Annotated in this window: 18 protein-coding genes; all 18 read right to left on the bottom strand. The window is 31.3% G+C overall.

Annotated elements, in window-relative coordinates:
• Positions 1-5: 5 nt before the first annotated feature.
• Positions 6-3,449 carry a transcription-repair coupling factor gene (mfd, locus tag EI71_RS02280; protein ID WP_119015631.1) on the bottom strand — a complete coding sequence of 1,148 codons (3,444 nt, stop codon included), beginning with the start codon at positions 3,447-3,449 and terminating at the stop codon, positions 6-8.
• 59 nt (positions 3,450-3,508) lie between these two features.
• Positions 3,509-4,747, bottom strand: coding sequence for a pyridoxal phosphate-dependent aminotransferase (locus EI71_RS02275; RefSeq protein WP_119015630.1), 1,239 nt, complete (start codon positions 4,745-4,747; stop codon positions 3,509-3,511).
• Between the two features lie 127 nt (positions 4,748-4,874).
• A complete protein-coding gene (locus tag EI71_RS02270) occupies positions 4,875-5,279 on the bottom strand; it encodes an Hsp20/alpha crystallin family protein (RefSeq protein WP_162849694.1) in 405 nt (134 codons plus the stop codon).
• Positions 5,280-5,293: 14 nt separating this feature from the next.
• On the bottom strand, positions 5,294-5,659 hold the full coding sequence (locus EI71_RS02265; protein WP_119015628.1) for an Hsp20 family protein: 366 nt from the start codon (positions 5,657-5,659) through the stop codon (positions 5,294-5,296).
• Between the two features lie 11 nt (positions 5,660-5,670).
• On the bottom strand, positions 5,671-6,054 hold the full coding sequence (locus EI71_RS02260; protein ID WP_119015627.1) for an Hsp20 family protein: 384 nt from the start codon (positions 6,052-6,054) through the stop codon (positions 5,671-5,673).
• Positions 6,055-6,233: 179 nt separating this feature from the next.
• Positions 6,234-7,223 carry a PstS family phosphate ABC transporter substrate-binding protein gene (locus tag EI71_RS02255; protein WP_119015626.1) on the bottom strand — a complete coding sequence of 330 codons (990 nt, stop codon included), beginning with the start codon at positions 7,221-7,223 and terminating at the stop codon, positions 6,234-6,236.
• Positions 7,220-7,363, bottom strand: coding sequence for a hypothetical protein (locus tag EI71_RS10090; RefSeq protein WP_162849692.1), 144 nt, complete (start codon positions 7,361-7,363; stop codon positions 7,220-7,222). The genes EI71_RS02255 and EI71_RS10090 overlap by 4 nt, the downstream gene beginning before the upstream one ends.
• Positions 7,364-7,373: 10 nt before the next feature.
• Complete coding sequence (locus EI71_RS10015; RefSeq protein ID WP_147387546.1) at positions 7,374-7,589, bottom strand: hypothetical protein; 216 nt, start codon at positions 7,587-7,589, stop codon at positions 7,374-7,376.
• Positions 7,590-7,618: 29 nt separating this feature from the next.
• A complete protein-coding gene (locus tag EI71_RS02250; protein ID WP_119015625.1) occupies positions 7,619-8,662 on the bottom strand; it encodes a hypothetical protein in 1,044 nt (347 codons plus the stop codon).
• Entirely contained in the window at positions 8,655-9,539 is an 885-nt protein-coding gene (locus EI71_RS02245; RefSeq protein WP_119015624.1) for an ABC transporter ATP-binding protein, read from the bottom strand. Before EI71_RS02245 ends, EI71_RS02250 begins: the two co-directional genes overlap by 8 nt.
• 24 nt (positions 9,540-9,563) lie before the next feature.
• Entirely contained in the window at positions 9,564-10,421 is an 858-nt protein-coding gene (locus EI71_RS02240) for a leucine-rich repeat domain-containing protein (RefSeq protein ID WP_119015623.1), read from the bottom strand.
• 10 nt (positions 10,422-10,431) lie between these two features.
• A complete protein-coding gene (locus tag EI71_RS02235; protein WP_162849691.1) occupies positions 10,432-13,023 on the bottom strand; it encodes a leucine-rich repeat domain-containing protein in 2,592 nt (863 codons plus the stop codon).
• A complete protein-coding gene (locus tag EI71_RS02230; RefSeq protein ID WP_162849690.1) occupies positions 13,020-14,069 on the bottom strand; it encodes a hypothetical protein in 1,050 nt (349 codons plus the stop codon). The genes EI71_RS02235 and EI71_RS02230 overlap by 4 nt, the downstream gene beginning before the upstream one ends.
• On the bottom strand, positions 14,066-14,941 hold the full coding sequence (locus EI71_RS02225) for an ABC transporter ATP-binding protein (protein ID WP_162849689.1): 876 nt from the start codon (positions 14,939-14,941) through the stop codon (positions 14,066-14,068). Before EI71_RS02225 ends, EI71_RS02230 begins: the two co-directional genes overlap by 4 nt.
• A complete protein-coding gene (locus tag EI71_RS02220; protein WP_211321010.1) occupies positions 14,934-15,341 on the bottom strand; it encodes a GntR family transcriptional regulator in 408 nt (135 codons plus the stop codon). Before EI71_RS02220 ends, EI71_RS02225 begins: the two co-directional genes overlap by 8 nt.
• Before the next feature lie 117 nt (positions 15,342-15,458).
• Positions 15,459-15,926: a hypothetical protein gene (locus EI71_RS02215; protein ID WP_119015618.1), complete on the bottom strand. Its 468-nt coding sequence runs from the start codon at positions 15,924-15,926 to the stop codon at positions 15,459-15,461.
• Between the two features lie 11 nt (positions 15,927-15,937).
• Entirely contained in the window at positions 15,938-16,369 is a 432-nt protein-coding gene (locus EI71_RS02210; RefSeq protein ID WP_119015617.1) for a 2-thiouracil desulfurase family protein, read from the bottom strand.
• A gap of 1 nt (position 16,370) precedes the next feature.
• Positions 16,371-17,654 (bottom strand): adenylosuccinate synthase, encoded by a 1,284-nt coding sequence (locus tag EI71_RS02205; protein ID WP_119015616.1) that lies wholly within the window; start codon positions 17,652-17,654, stop codon positions 16,371-16,373.
• Positions 17,655-17,703: the final 49 nt, after the last annotated feature.

Raw genomic sequence — 17,703 nt, 5'->3', positions numbered from 1 at the left:
AAATCCTATAAAATCTTAGAAAAATAATCACAAATCTGTTGGAATCCTAAAAGCTTTTTCTTAGGGTCAACTGTTTGTGTAAAGCTAATCTCTCCATCCTTATAGCCAAGCTTAACTACCTTGGCCTTATAAGCCTCTTGGAATAAATGATTCCCATCCTTATGCTGGCTTGCCTCATGCTCCATATAATAGATGATTTCATTTTGTCTTTTTGTATCAATTTTATAAATGTTTAATTGCTTACAATAAGACTTCATAAGCTTTTCATACATATATAAATATAATTCTTCAGAGATTTGACCAAAACGGTCAATAAGCTCTGCTTCAAGCTGGTGAAGACCTGCAATAGAATTTATTGCATCTATCTTTTTATGAACCTCAATTCTAATATCATCATTGTTGATGTAGTCGGACTTGATGGTTCTAGATACCATTGGGGTAACTATAGAAATATCCTCCTTAGGCTTTTCGATATCAAAGGATATCTTTTCTGGATGCTTTTTCTTTTCTAGCTCTTCTTCTAATATTTTTAAATAAATATCAATACCAACAGATTCTACAAAGCCAGATTGTTCTTCTCCAAGTAAATCTCCAGAGCCTCTTATAGATAAATCCCTCATTGCAATCTTGAATCCAGAGCCTAGCTCATTAAATTCCTTAATGGTTTCAAGTCTCTTTTCAGCCTCCGGAGTTAAAACCTTTCTTGGCTCATACATTAAATATGCATAAGCAATTTTAGAAGATCTACCAACTCTACCTCTAATCTGATACATTTGAGATAGACCTAGTCTATCTGCATCATGAATTAATAATGTATTTGTATCTGGCATATCAATACCAGTTTCAATAATTGTAGTACAAAGTAATACATCATATTCCTTATTAATAAAGCTTGTAATTACATCCTCAAGTTCTTCTCTTGATAATTTGCCATGACCAACACAAATTCTAGCCTCTGGAACTAAATCATGTAAGTGAGCGGCCATATCCATAATGGTGTCTACTCTATTGTATAAATAGAATACCTGGCCTCCTCTTGCAAGCTCACGCTCTATCGCATCTCTTATGATTCTATCATTTCTTTCCAATACATATGTTTGAATTGGATATCTATTTTTAGGTGGTGTTTCAATCATAGATAAATCCTTAATCCCCATTACAGACATTTGTAAGGTTCTAGGAATAGGTGTTGCAGATAATGTAATACAATCCACATTTACTTTTAATGCCTTAATCTTTTCTTTGTGAGTAACACCAAATCTTTGTTCCTCATCTACAATTAATAAGCCTAAATCGTAATATTCTACTTCCTTAGATAATAGCCTATGTGTACCAATAACTACATCAACACTACCTAAGGCAAGCCCTTCAATAATTTCCTTTTGTTTCTTTTGAGGAATAAATCTATTTAAAAGTTCAACCTTAGCACCATATTCTTCCATTCTTTCTTTAAAAGTATAATAATGCTGGCGCGCTAAAATAGTCGTTGGAGCAAGTACTGCAACCTGCTTACCACCCATAACTGCCTTGAAGGCAGCACGAAGAGCAACCTCTGTTTTACCATAACCAACATCACCACAAATAAGTCTATCCATAGGCCTACTTGATTCCATATCTCTTTTAACGTCATCAACAGCCTTTTTTTGGTCTGGTGTTAAATCATATTGGAAATCCTCTTCAAATTGATATTGTAAATCAGAATCCTTAGGGAAGCTAAAGCCTTCTGCAGCTTGACGCTGTGCATATAAAGAAATTAATTGGTCAGATATATCATGTACTCTTTTTCTTACCTTAGCCTTTTGTCTTGCCCAAGCAGTACCACCAAGCTCATGTAATGTTACACCTTCTGTATCCGCACTTGCATATTTCATAAGTGAGGATATTTTTTCAAGTGGCAGCATTAATGCACTATTATTCGCATACATAATATAAATAAAGTCTCTAGTAATATCCTTTTGAGTTATGGTACGAATACCCATATATTTACCAATACCATAATCATAATGAACAACATAATCTCCAATAGTTAATTCATCATAATGAGATATTTTAGATGCATTCTTATAGATGGATTTATATTTAATCTTTTTAGGAGTATAGGTAGTATCAAATATTGTAGATTCACTAATTACCATTAATTCACCTACAGTTACATCAAATGATGGATATCCACCATCCATATAATGTATTTGACCTACACTCATTTTAGATACATCATTAATATTAACTAAAACTAATCCATGTTCTTCTAAAATAGAATTAATCTTTTCTCTTCTTTCTTTAGAAGAAATACTTAATACAAGCTTTTTCCTACATCTATAATCTAATAAATCCTGTAATATTAATTTAGGATTTCCCTTATAAGGCTCTATAGGCTTCGCATTGATTAAATAATCACATTCCCCTATACTTCTTAAGCCTTCTATTTCAACATCAGCGCACTTAAGTGCTTCCTTTATCGGTAAAAACATATCCATTTTAGATAAGGAATATCCACCAAGTCTACCACAAGAATCCTCTAAATCTAACAATAAATGATCATAGCTTTCCTTTGATTTTACAGGATCTACAAAATAGATCTTTTTCGTTTCTTTAAAATCAAATAAAGTAAAGCTTTGATTTTCAAAGAATCTCAAATATCTAGATAATGTATTTAAGGATTTATGTAAGGATAAATTCTCTATATCTCTTTTATACATATCATCTTCTAAGGAAGATAAATTAAATGGGGCTAGAAAGCTTGATATTTTTCTTTTGGCTAATTCAAATTCTTCTTCATTATAAATAAACTCAGATACAGGTAATATAGTGACCTCATCTATTTTTTCTTTCGATCTTTGAGTCTCTACATCATATAGCTTCATAGTATCAAGCTCATCCCCAAAGAAATCTAGTCTTATGGGATTTAGCATTCCTAAAGGGAAAATATCAACAATAGAGCCACGTCTAGAAAACTGACCTGTTTTTACTGTTGTATATACCATTTCATAGCCTAGGCTTACTAATTTCTTACATAATTCTTTAATATCAAAGGAATCACCTAAATGAATTGTAAAACAGCTTTTTTGCCATTTATCTTTATTCATTTCATATTTAATAGCTCCATGCATATTGGCAATAACTAGCTTCTTTTCACTACCCATTAATGTATATAGGGTTTGAATTCTTTCAAATAAGAAATCACCAGTTGCAGAAATCATTTCAGCAGAAACAAGCTCATCTGCAGGGAAGAATAATACATCCTCTTCCTTTAATATAGAAGCTAAGGAATCATAATATTTTTGAGCTAAATATAGGGTTGGTAAAACAACAAATATTGTTTTATTTCCCATGTAAAAGTCTGAAGCAATTAAATGAATATTATATTCATCACAGGTATTTCCAAGCTTTACCTTAGGTGTTTTAAATATACGTTCATTTAATTTATAAAAATATTCTAAATAATCCACTTAAAAATACCTCCTTAAGCATAAAAGGGGACCTGAAGACAGATCCTACTTTTTTATTTTTATTCTGAAGCTAAAATAGCTTCTTTAATCATTTTTGGAAGCTTCTTGCATTCTTCCTTAGAGATTGCAGAAATTGTAACTCTTACAACATTTCCCATAGGGATAATGTGTACTTTCTTTTCAACCAATTTTTGATAAACTAAATCTGGATTTTTACAAGGAATTGTAATAAAGAATCCACATTTAAATGGTAAGGTTTCAAGCTTGACATTCTTACATTCATTTAAGAAGATTTCAGCTCTTTCTACTAAGGTATTAGAAGCCATCTTTAATTCTTCTTCAAATGATTTTTTATATGCTTCATCTGTGAAGCATTTAATAATGATATTTTGGCCAAGATTGGATGGATTACTCCATTTAGAACGGCTAGAGAACTTATTGGCTTTTGCAAAATCTGTAAGGGTTTCTTGATTGTTTGCATAAGCGACCTGAGCACCAATTCTAACACCATATAATGCTAAAGTCTTAGAACCAGAGAATGCCATAATTACTAAGCAATTCTCATTTAATCTCTTATATTTATAAATATTATCTCTAGTATATTCAAAGCCTTCCTTTGCATAATCAATATAGGCCATATCATGAAGTAGGATTACTGGCGTTCCATCACTAGATACCTCATTCATTAAATCAATAACTAAGTCCCATTCTGTACTAGTCATTGTATAACCTGTTGGATTATGACAAGGATCATTAATTACAAATAATACTCTACCTTGGCTTTTTTTCATAAGTAGCATTTTTTCTTTTAAATCTGCTACATTAAATCCACCCTTATCATCAAATAACTTATAGGTTTCAAAGCCTTGATGATTTTCATATAAGCATTGTTTATAATTTCCCCACATATAATTTGGAAGTAATGCTTTATCATCTTCATTTAAGTAATTGGAAAATGTATTGGATAAGGCACCTGTACCACCTGGTGTTGCCATTACCTTAGAATTATCCTTCATTTCTTCATAATAATTTCTAAATACCCACATTTTTACTGCTTCATGAAATGCTTTAGAACCTGGTGTTGCACCATAAGCATATTTTTCATCTGTAGATAATCCATTTAAGGCATTATCTACACTCTTAAATGCGAATAACTTGGAATCCTCTCCATAAAGCATACCAATAGTTGCGTTTGTAACGGAAGGATCCTTCATTTTTTCTTCCTTTGCAATTGCACCTAAGGTTATAATATTACTTTTATCTTCCTTGATAATACTTCTCTTGGCTAATAATGTCATATTCTACCTCACAATAATTCTTGTATATTGTACCATTAAATTTATTTAATGGAAACAATAACTTTGAAAATAGCGTTTTTAAAAAACAAAGGAGGCCTTTTTGGCCTCCAGCAAATAAGGAGAGTGTTTATTCTATATTAATAACCTTTTTAGGGTTAGCAATATCTTTAAGCTTACCTACATTTAATGTAAGAATACCATTTTCCATCTTTGCGGTAATTTGGTTTTCATCTGCATTCTCTAAGTAATAGCTTCTTTCCATATCAATGGATGTTCTTTCCTTACAAATATAGGATTTATCCTTGTTATCCTTATTATCCTCACGAGCTACATGAATAGTTAAGGTTTCATCCGAGAATGTAACAGATACATTCTCCTTATTCATTCCAGGAACCTCAACAGTTAACACATATTCATTCTCGTTTTCTTCGATATCTGTTTTCATTTCCTTAGTAAATGCATCATTCCATAGGGAACTAAAGGAATCCCACAAGCTCAAATTATTTTCATTCTTCTTATCTAGATTCATCATAATCATTACCTCCTCTATTGAATCTCAATGGTTTTTTCCATTCTTTTTGGCTCCTTAGCAATAACAATAGTTAATACACCATCATTAAGCTTTGCAGAAATTGTATCCTCTTCTACATCGCCAAAGTTGATTTCACGCTTCATATTCATAAAGCTTCTTTCATGAATAAGATATTTATTATGATCCTTTGGATAATCCTTTTTAGCGGTTATTGTCAAAACACCATCTAAGAAGCCAACCTTAATATTTTCCTTCTCTACACCTGGTAAATCAGCAGTAACAGTATACGAAGTATCATCTTCAGTTACATCAAGCGGAAATCCTATGTAATACTCATGATTGTTCTTGCTATCTAAATATCCATGCATCATAATTCTCATCTCCTTTCCATTTATTGAATCTCAATTACCTTACGAGGCTTTTCCTCTGGTGCCTTAGTTGTAATGGTAACAGTAAGTACACCACCTTCATATTTTGCAGCTATTGTATCCTCTAAAATATCTCCAAAGTAAATATCTCTTGCATACTTAACCTGATTTCTTTCACGGATGATATACTTTAAATCCTTCTTGCCCTCTACATTTGCAGAAATACTTAATGTACCATCTAAGAATGTTACCTTGATATCCTCTTTCTTTACTCCTGGGATTTCGGCATATACCTTATATCCATTCTTTTCCTCGATAACATCTACAGGGAAGCTCTTAGTAGATCCTCCACATGTATAAAACATATTATTTAACTCTTCCATTAAAGACTGTAATTCATTTCTCATAATTCTTCATTTCCTTTCAAATTTTATCTTTCTTATGTTGGCACTCTATGTCTCTGACTGCCAATTACACCTATAGTATATCACAATTTTTGGCACTGTCAATACATGAGTGCTAATTTTTTTAATTTTTTTTTATAAAAAGAAAAAGCATCCCCCTTAAGAAATGCTAAAAATATATTTTAATTAGGTAAGCCTACATAACCTACTTCTTCAATCATTTTTTGGCCTTCAGTAGATAATAACCAAGAAACTAATTCTTTTACTTTAGGATTAGTATTATCCTTTCTATAGGCAACATAAAATTTTGTGGTAATAGGATATGAACCATTCTTTACATTTTCTTCGTTTGGATATACTCCATTTACTTCTAGCATTTTTACATCACTTGATGCAATCATACCAGATAAATAAAATCTAAAGGAATATCCAATAGAACCACCAAAGATAGAAAATGGAGTTTGCTTTGGATCAAATTTGCCACCCATAAAATATTCCATCATAGTTTGGCTTCCAGAACCTTCTACTCTTGTTACAGGATAGATATCTTTATATGGACCACCTACTTGATTCCAATTTGTAATTTCACCCCTATATATGGATTTAATCTCATCTATAGAAAGTCCATCTACAGGGTTTTTCTTATTTACAAAGAAAACAAATGCTTCTATACCAATAGGCACAATTTCAAGCTCTACTTTCTTTTCTTCTGCTTGGGCTAGCTGCGCTTTCGATGGATATGCTGTAAAGAATAAATCTACACTTCCATCAAGAAGCGCATTAAATCCTCTAATTGTATTTTGGTATTTCATTTTGCTATCGCTTGCAAAGTTTTCCCCATAATAATTATCATCTGAAAACTTTCCGCCTATATATGTTACAGAGCCTTCTGGATAAATATTATCAATTAAGGATGCATAAATAGGAACTAAGGCTGCAGCTCCATCTAAGGTAGGTAAGTCATCATCTTTACTATATTTAATACTAGAGCCTGTTCTTGCTAAAGTAGATTCCTCTTCAAATGGTAAATATTTAGAAACATCAATCATTTTCATTTGGGAGGCGCTACTATAATTATTTGTTATTCTTCTTGTTAAAGAAAAATATAAAAACAGATTCGCTAAAACAAAGAATAGAGCCGTTCCAATAAGCATAGCTATTTTTCTTTTCATATCCACCACTCCCTTGCAATAAACTGAATGATGGAGGCATTAGGATATGCTTGAGCTAAATAAATGACATGTACAATAGAAAGTAATAAACCAATACCAACTATTATTCCAAATAAGATAAAAAACTTACGATCACTCATATTTTCCCTCCTACATTGAAACCAATCCTCCACCACTGGATAGGGCAATTAATATTGCAATACACCAAAGTAATGGTAAAATCCACAACAAAGAAAAGAATATATTTAAAACCAACATTGGTCTACTCCAAGGCTCTTCTTTTCTTTTAGAATGTACAACGTGCCAAATAAATAAACCATTAAATATCATCGACCATATATATGTCACAAGCAAATAAATTACCATAAGTACTCTCCCTTTTTTAAAATTGTGATTTATAAGAATAGAGTTAAAAAATAAACAAATGCTTCCGCACCAATAATTATAAAATATAGCTGCCATTCTCTTTTCGTAAACATAAATCTTCTATAGGATAGGGCATAAGCTAAATAGGTTAAAGAGAATACTAATACAAAGAAAATATAATATATTGGTAATCCAATAACATTTTTAAATACCATAAGTGGTATAAACGTTAAAGGAATTAATGTTTTATAACCAAAATAGGATACTGTTTTTTGATTTGCATGCTCACAATTAAAGTCTCCCTTGTGTAATACAATACCAAATATTGAAAGAGAAAATAAACCTGTAGAAACCATTCCAAATATTTTTGTTATATTATCTAAGGTACTCTTATGATTAAGTGCATCATCTAAATAGATACAAGCCCATTGAAACATAGAAAATGGATTAACTCTATATTCAAAGGAACCCATAAGTGCTCCACCAGCCATATTTCCTAAATACAAGATAGCATTTCCTAAAAACATAATAGCTAGGGTTGCTAAAACCATAAGAACAAATCCATCAATTATATTTCTTCCTCTTAAATAAAAGAATGTAAAGAAGCTATATGCAAATATACCTCCTACATGAAGTACTACATAAAAGAATGATGCAAGATAAAAGGAATCCCAATATCCTCGATTAATAAAAAGAAATCCTGCAGAAATAAAATATGCAAATGTATATGGAAGGATAATTTCTAAATATCCCATAATATATCTAGCAAAATACATTGACCTTTTAGAAACAGATAATCTCCTTTCTGTTTCAAAGCTATTTCTTTTCATTTTAAAAGAAAATATAAGCGCAGGCTCAATAAAGCATAACCCTAATAAAACAAAGGAAAATATATAAGGGCTTGCGGTAAGGATATCAACAACATATCGATATCCTCCCTCTACACTCTCCCATTTACCCCAAGATAATCCACTTGCATAGGATAAGCCTATCATAATTGCCGTACTTAACGCAAAGATTGCAAATCGTATTTTACCTCTTTTAGAAAATAGAAAACCAAAATATCTACGCATTTCTATCACCATCATATCCCATTCTAATGATAAAGGATTCCTCAACACTCATAGGCTGTTCTTCTAAAAGCTTTGGATTAAATTTGGCAATTCTTTCCTTCATTTCCTTAAAGGTTAGCTTAGTTACACAAGAAATAATCTTATTTTCCTTGTCAAATCTTACAAAATGAATACCAAAGCTTTTCTCATTAATGTTCTCATCAAAAGCCATTACATATCTATGATAACTAAATTCAGATACATCATTATATACATATACCTTTGTTTCATCTACAACTAAATAAGTATCACAAATATCCTCAAGCTCCCTTAAGGAATGGCTAGATAGAATAATTGTTGAATTATTCTTCTCTTGATTTTTGAGCAATAGCTCCTTTAAATCCTTTCTAGCAAGAGGGTCTACTCCATCGAATGCTTCATCTAAAAATAGATATTTAGGTTCAACAGAAACCCCTAAGGCTAGTGCGGTTTGTCTTTTCATACCCTTGGAAAACTTATATAAAGGCTTATTTTCATTAATATTAAATTTATTTAAATGAGATCTAAATGTTACATAATATGCTAAAGGATTAAACCAAAATCTATAATCCTCTGTTAAGGATCTAGGCGTCTCTCCTCGCCTAAAATATGGTTCATCTGGCACATAGAATAATCTTCTTTTTACTCTCTCATCTTTATAAATACTCTCTCCATCAAATAAGATGTCCCCTGAATCTGGTTCATATACTCCAGCAATTAATCTTAATAAAGTAGATTTACCAGCTCCATTTAATCCAATTAAACCAACGATAGATCCATCTGGAATTGTGGCATTAACATCTTCTAATATTACCTTGTTTTTGTCATAACATTTAGTTACATTTTTAATCTCTATCATAAGAATCCCTCTCTCCTAAGGATATTAGCTATAAGTATATGAACCATCACTACATGTAATGGTTAACCCTTTTGCCCCGCTCTCTGTGCATTGATAAATGCCCAAGAATTCACTTATTGTACCTGAATAATTAACCTTTGTATTGGAAGAAAATGCTTTATCCTCAATACACTTTACAGTACTAGGTATATCAATTTCAGATAATGAATCACAATTATAAAATGCATAATTTAATATTTCTTCAACACTGGCTGGAATATCAATATGCTCTAATGTTGTTCCATAGAAGGAATATGCCCCAATTGTTTTTACATAATCAGGTATTACCGTATTTTTACAGCCTGAAATTAATCTTTTATCCTCTAAATGGATAATTGCATTAATATCCTTTGTTGTATCAAATAAGGAGTTATTATAATCTATAGTAATTTCTTCTAATGGACAGTCTGCGAAGGCACCTGTTCCAATATGATTAACATTAGCAGGAATATTTACCTTATTAAGTGCACATCCTTTAAATGCACAAGAATCTATAACCTCTAAGCTTTTAGGGAAATAAATACTTGCCAAAGAATGACATTCTGAGAAGGAATATGCACCTATTTGTTTTATATTAGATGGTAAAGCTACATTCCTTAAATTACTACATTTATAAAATGTATATGAAGAAATACCTAATACTGGCTTATATGCATATAAGCCTGCAATTTGAATAGAATCCATTAGATTATATCTAGATACTGTAGACTCCTGTGAATAAACAATATATCCATCTAAATCATCATAATATTCATACAATAGCTCATAGGAGGAGCAGGAGGTTAAAGTACATAAACAAAAACCAGCCATTAATGTATAAATTGCTTTATTTAATTTATTCATTATAAACCTCCTACCAAGTCATTTTTATATCGCCATCTAAGCACTGAATTATCATACCGTCATCTCCATAAACACAACGGTAAACATACATATTTTTTAATTCTTCCATCGTACCATCAAAAGTAATTACGGAATTGGAAACCATGTCAAAAGTCCCTACATAGCAATTATTTAATCTCTTTGAAAAAGAGAAGTTTTGCAGATTAAAAGTAGCTATATACTTTACAGAACTAGGTAATTCTAAATTTGTAATAGCACTACCTAAAAATGCTTCCTCCCCGATTTCTACTACACCATTTGGAATATCAATCTTCTTAAGGGAAGTACAATCCTTAAATGTGTATTCCTCTATACAAGTAATAGAATTGGATAATGTAATATCTTTTAGATTAGTACATCCACTAAAAGCATATGCCCCAATTCTTTTTACATTATTTGGAATACTTACTTTTTCTAAAGCGCGGCATTGACGGAATGCATAATCCCCAATCTCTTTTACGCCCTCTGGGATTGTTACTTCTTTTAATCCAGAATCGTAAAATGCACTATTTAGAATAAACTTACAGCTTGAAGAAATATTAATTTTTTCTGCAGTTTTATCCTTCATTTTACAGAATACCAAATAAGGATTTTCATAATTTCCTAAATATAATCCATTTTCAAATTCTGTAAGCCTATATCCCTCTATAAATGGGATATTTCCTATGGATTCTAGCGAATTTGGAAGATGTAAATAAACTATATATGGGGTTTCATTATTGAAATTTACTGCATAATCATCTAACCTTATTACTCCTTCTGGTATCTCAATCAAAGATGTGAAATCTGTAATAGCATTTTTACCAATAACCTTACAATCGCTTGAGATTCCATACTGATACTTATTCAGCATATAATTTGGATTATTTTCATCACCCAAATATTCTGAATCAAGACTACCCACACCGAATGAATAAGCATCAATACCTGATGCCCCCTCTTCAAAGGTAATAGTATCCAAAACACTTGACTTAAAAGCATGATCCTTTACAAGTGAAACACTCTTAGGTATTGTAATATTTTCTAAAGGACAATTCATAAAGGCGCAAGCTCCTATTTCTTTTAAAGAATTAGGGAATGTAACACTCTTTAGTTCCTTACAATTACTAAATGCACAACCATCAATATATCTTAAATCCTTTGGTAATTGAACGCTATTTAGGATAGTACATCCTCCACAAAAATAACTTGGAATCTCTAAAATGGTATCTGAAATAGTCATAGTTTTTAAAGATGAGCAATCATAAAATGCGTAGCCTAGCATTTTAATTAAACTATCTGGAAGAGTAACCTCATTTAAGCTAGTACAATCCATAAAGGCTCCGGATCCTATATATTTAAGTCCTTCTTTAAAATCAATGCTTTCTAAGGATGAGCATCCACTAAATGCACCATCCTCTATACGAATGATATTGCTTGGTATAGTTAATGTATTTAAGCTTTTACATCCACTAAATGCATCTTGACTAATTTCTCTTATGGATTTTGGCAAGCTTATGCTTTCTAATTGCTTACAATCGGAAAATGCACTCTTACCAAGGCTTATTAAGCTATCTGGTAATTCTAGGCTTGTGATTTGAGTTTCTTTAAAAGAATAATCACCTAAATATTCTATTCCACTCGAAAAGGTAACATTCTTTACTTTTGAACCCCCAAATGCAAGTTCAAAAATTCTTTTAACACTAGAAGGGATAGTAAGAGTTTCAACAGATATATTTTCAAAAGCACGAGGTGCGATATATTTACAGCCATCCTTTATATTGATAGTTGTAGCTTCTAAATTTTCTCTACCAACACATAATAAATATGGGTTCTCTCCATTTCCCATATATAAAAGATTATCATAGGTATTACAAAGGCTTCTTGTAACACTAAATGCGGATACTCCAACACTCTCTAATGTCTCTGGTATACGCAAATTCTTTATTTTACCAGTGTTAAACGCATAATCCCCTATTTCCTTTACTCCATCAGCTAAATAGATATCTTTTAAATTACGACAATATGCAAATGCACTATCACCTATTTTTTCTACCGAACCAGGTATAAATACATTATCTAGCTTGTTACAATTAGAAAATGCATTATTTTCTATTTTTTTTAGAGTAGATGGGAAAACTATACTTTCTATATTATTGCACGATTGAAATGCTGAAGTGCCAACCCATTCTCTATACTCCTTCTCATAACGAGAGGTTTTTATATATTCTAATTTTTCAGGTAAAACAACAGTTTTTAATTCATCATCATATTGAAGCCCCTTGGCATTAGATATTTCTAATATAGGAAGTCCGTTATAATAAGAAGGTAATACAAGTTCTTCATTTCCCATAGGAACAGAATCAAATAGATACTCTGGATTTTCATTTAATTGATAGTCTGTGCTTACCCATGGATCAATAATGTCAAGTCCATAGCCACCATCTACAGGATAATACTCATACTTGAACATCGTTTTACTATAATAACCTTGATATGCTCCCCTATAGGTTTGACCACAGGATGAAAGTATTAAGGCTCCCATGAAAGCCATACCAATCATATATAATTTTAACTTTCTCATAATAGCCCTCCCCATTGTAAAGAGACTAATAAAACACCAAGTACAAGTGCTCCTAAGGATATCCATAAAGGATATAAAATCTTATCCCCTAAGTCTGTACCTCTTTGATATAAGAAATAACCCAAATAGGTTAATCCAATACCAAGTATTGGTGCCCAAAGACTAATTACAAAGCTTAAAGAAATTGTTAAGCTTACTGTGGTAATTCCGATAAACATTTTATAAGTAAATATTGAATTCGAATCACTTGCGATATCCTCGCTTTTAATTCTTTTATTGAAAAATCCCATTAATCCTATAGTTAATCCTGATAGGATAACCCATAGCATAAAGAAAGCAAATGGAATCCAAGAGAATACAAATTCTCTATCTAGCATCTTAGCTTCTATAAATCTTGTTGAATAATCTAATATATAAAATGGAGAACAATAATAAAATTTCATAAAGTTAATTTGTATACCATATGTAATTTGTATACGATTTAAAAACGTCTCACATGCAAATCCTACCGCAAGTGGTGCTAATACTGCTAAAACCATTCCAGCAATTCCATCAATGATATTATTCGCTCTACAAAACATGAAGGATAAATAAGAATAGCATAGCCATGCAGTAACTAAGGCACAAGGCAAATATAACCATAAATAAGTTAAATTATACAAATTATGTGAAGTACAAATCATTACGCTAGATACACAATAAGAAATTGTAATTGGAACAACAATTTCAATTAAACCAATAAGATATCTAGCTAAAAATAGCTTTTCTCTTTTTATTGGAAAGGAATATGCCTGTTGGGATTGAATTCTTATCATTTTAAATGAGAATTCAATTAAGGATACTACAACAGATAAAGCAATTATTCCTGCAATATATACAATAAATAATCCTGCCTTTGGAGCATCATAGAAGATGCCATCACTATATTCAATTACTACATATGGGCTTACATTATTTACAACAACTGTAGCAATTAAAAATACAATGGTTAACGCAATCATAATTGGCGTTCTCTTTTTTAATACACTTAAAAAATACTCCCTCATCGCTCTACTCCCTGATTTTTAACCTCTATCATAAATTCCTCTTCAAAATCTAGCGGAGATTCCTCTAAATCAATTGGATCTAATAAAGAAACCTTATCCTTCATTTCCTCATAATCAAGTGTAGTAACAATAGAGATAATCTTATTTTCTCTATTAAACTTAACTATAGGGAAATCAAAATCCTTTTCCTCTAGGATTCTATCGAATGCCATAGTGTATTTATGATATTTATACATTAGCTCATCTAAATTACCATAGGATAGGACATCATGCTTATTGATGATTCCATAAGAATCACAAATATCTGCAAGCTCTCTTAAGGAATGGCTAGATATTACAACTGTAGTATTCTTTTCTTCTACAAGCTTAATTAATTCTCTTTTTAAAGTTAATCTTGCTAAAGGATCTAATCCATCAAATGTTTCATCTAAGAATAAGTATTTGGGTTTTATAGCTAAAGCTAAGGATACAAATACCTGTCTTTTCATTCCCTTAGAGAAATTATACATTGAGCTATCTATAGGTAATTTAAAAAGCTTTAAATACTTATAATATGCCTCTATATCAATTTTATAAAACACCTTATAGGTATTAACTAGGTTCAAAGGCGTAGTATTCATAGTATAAAATGGTTCATCTGGTAAAAAGAATATATCCTTTTTAACATCAATATTCTCATATACATGCATTCCATCATATAATATCTCTCCCGAATCTACGCCCATGACACCTGATATCATATTTAAGAAGGTTGTCTTACCGGCACCATTAATACCGATAAGACCAAATATAGACCCATTTTCAATGATGAAATTAATATTCTCTAAAACAGGTTCATCATAAGACTTACACACATTAATAATTTCAATCATCGCTCTCTCCTCCATACACCTTCTCAATTATGCTGAGTAGCTCTCCCTTTTCTACTCCTTGATTCTTAAGGTTAAGGATGACCTCCTTGGCCATTTTGTTTTCCTTTTGTACTACCTTACCCCTAACAAAGAATCCTTTTTTTGGAACATTATAGATAAGTCCTTCTTTTACAAGCTCTTGATATGCCTTATCCACTGTTTTGTGGTTAACGCCTATCTTTATCGCAAGCTCTCTACAAGATGGCATCCTATCATTTTCTTCAAGCAAGCCTAAAGAGATATATTTTCTATAATAATTCACGATTTGTTCAAATACATTTCCGGTATTATTAATTTCCATATATCGTCCCTCGCTTTCTTGAATTGGGGCAAACTGTTCCATCTGTCCCATCTGTTCCATATTATAGGACCAGATTGTTTTTTTGTCAACACCAGTGTTATTTTTTTTGATAAATTAATTTTTTTAATTCATAGAATTAACTTTTTATAAAAAAAGAAAAGACACCATAACGATGCCTTAGTCTACCAAAGAAATTACATATATTCTATGCTTCTTTGAATCATATAATACCTTCGCTTGGTGTCCCTTATAATATGGGACATCCTTTATTTTATATATCGCATTTGTTTCTACTACCTCTATACCAAGCTTTGTTGGTATAGCACATGCAAATACAGGTATTTTTTTATTTAAATAATAATTTACCTTGTCTAATTTTACTTTATAGCAAGGTAAATGCTTATATGCGTTCAGCATATAAAATAGCCTTATAAAATTACTAATTTCAAAGATTAAAAAGAAAACAGATATTATTGTTACAACAACAGCCCACCAGGTTACATCTAAAATGTAATAATACATAAGAAGATAAAGACCTGTAAAAATAATGGCATATATAGAAAAATATATGATTAGATTTATGATTATTTTCTTTATATCTAAGCATTTTCTCATCTCAGATTTAGTAACTTCAAGTTCACTCATATAATCACCCTTTATAATAGCTTTATTATTTCTTCTTCTGTATATACCTTTATTCCATGCTTAATTAATAATTCTGCAGTAACGCCTTGTTTATTAATCTTTTTATGACTAAATGTACCATCATAAATATAAGTGGATCCACAGGATGGTGACCCATCCTTTAATATTGCAATCTTGATATTATTCTTTAGTGCCTTATCTAGTGCTATCTTAGCACCTAAAGAATACTCTTTTGTTACATCCTTACCATTTATAGAAATAACCTTATCTAATACTCTTTCTGATGGATCTCTTGGAATAGATAATCCCCCATCAACCTCAGGGCATATATAGATAAGCTCATATTTCTCTTTTAATTCTTCAATTAAAGAGTTGTAATTATTTTTACCATTATATTTTGTATTAAATCCGGCTAAACAGCCGGATACTAATATCTTTTCCATTTTATTTAAAGAAATCCTTTAATTGGATAGTTTGAGTACGATCAGGACCTACAGAGAAGATAACAATTTCTGTTTTTGTTAATTCTTCAATCTTTTTAATATAAGCCTTCGCATTTTCTGGTAATTCATCAAAGGATGTTACATTAGTAATATCTTCCTTCCAACCAGGCATTGTAATATATAATGGCTTGCATCTTTCAAGTTCAGATAGTGTTGCAGGAATTGTTTTAATTTCTTTTCCATCTAAGCTATATGCATAACAAATCTTAACTTCCTCAAGACCACTTAATACATCAAATAGCATTAAGGATAAATAATTAATACCAGATACTCTTCTTGCGTAATTTAGAGCAACACAGTCTAACCAGCCTACTCTTCTAGGTCTTTTTGTTACTGTACCATATTCATGGCCACGCTCACGAATATAATTACCTATTTCATTATCGATTTCTGTAGGGAATGGACCTTCACCTACTCTTGTAGTATAAGCCTTGCAGATACCTAAAACATTATCAATATACTTAGGTGCAACACCAGTATTTACAGGTACGGATGCGCCTGTTGGAGATGAGGATGTAACATATGGGTATGTACCATGCTCAATACAAAGCATTACACCCTGGGCACCTTCAAATAATACCTTATGACCAGCCTCAATTTCCTCTTCAAGAAGTAAGGAAGTATCACATACAAATGGTTTAATCTTTTTACCATATTCTACATATTCATTATAAATAGAATCGAAATCTAATTCCTCTTCGCCAAGCATCTTTAGCTCCATGTTTTTAATAGCTAAAGTTGTCTTTAATGCTTCAGCAAAAATCTTTGGGTCAATTAAATCTGCAATACGAATACCAATTCTATTTACCTTATCTGCATATGCAGGTCCAATACCCTTCTTTGTAGTACCTATCTTCTTATCTCCCTTAAATTTTTCATAGGCACCATCTAATAATCTATGATATGGAAGTACAATATGAGCACGATTAGAAACAAATAATTGATAATTCTTAATTCCTCTATCCTCAAGGCCCTTAAGCTCTTCAAGCATCTGTTTTGGATCTATTACCATACCGTTTGCCATTACATTTTTAATTTTTGGATTAAATATTCCAGATGGAATACTTCTTAATGCAAACTTTTCTCCCTCAATTGTAATTGTGTGGCCGGCATTATTTCCGCCTTGGCTTCTTACGACAACATCAGCCTTTTGAGCCATGTAATCTGTAATCTTACCTTTACCTTCGTCTCCCCATTGGGATCCTACAACAACTAATGTACTCATAATTTAATCTCCATTCTTTTCAAAACCATTAGTAATTATACTAAATATA

The organism is Anaeroplasma bactoclasticum, assembly GCF_003550015.1.
GTDB classification, from domain to species: Bacteria; Bacillota_I; Bacilli_A; order Acholeplasmatales; family Anaeroplasmataceae; genus Anaeroplasma; species Anaeroplasma bactoclasticum.
The sequence above is the reverse complement of the archived record's forward strand: the minus strand, read 5'-3'. Positions and strand labels throughout refer to the sequence as shown.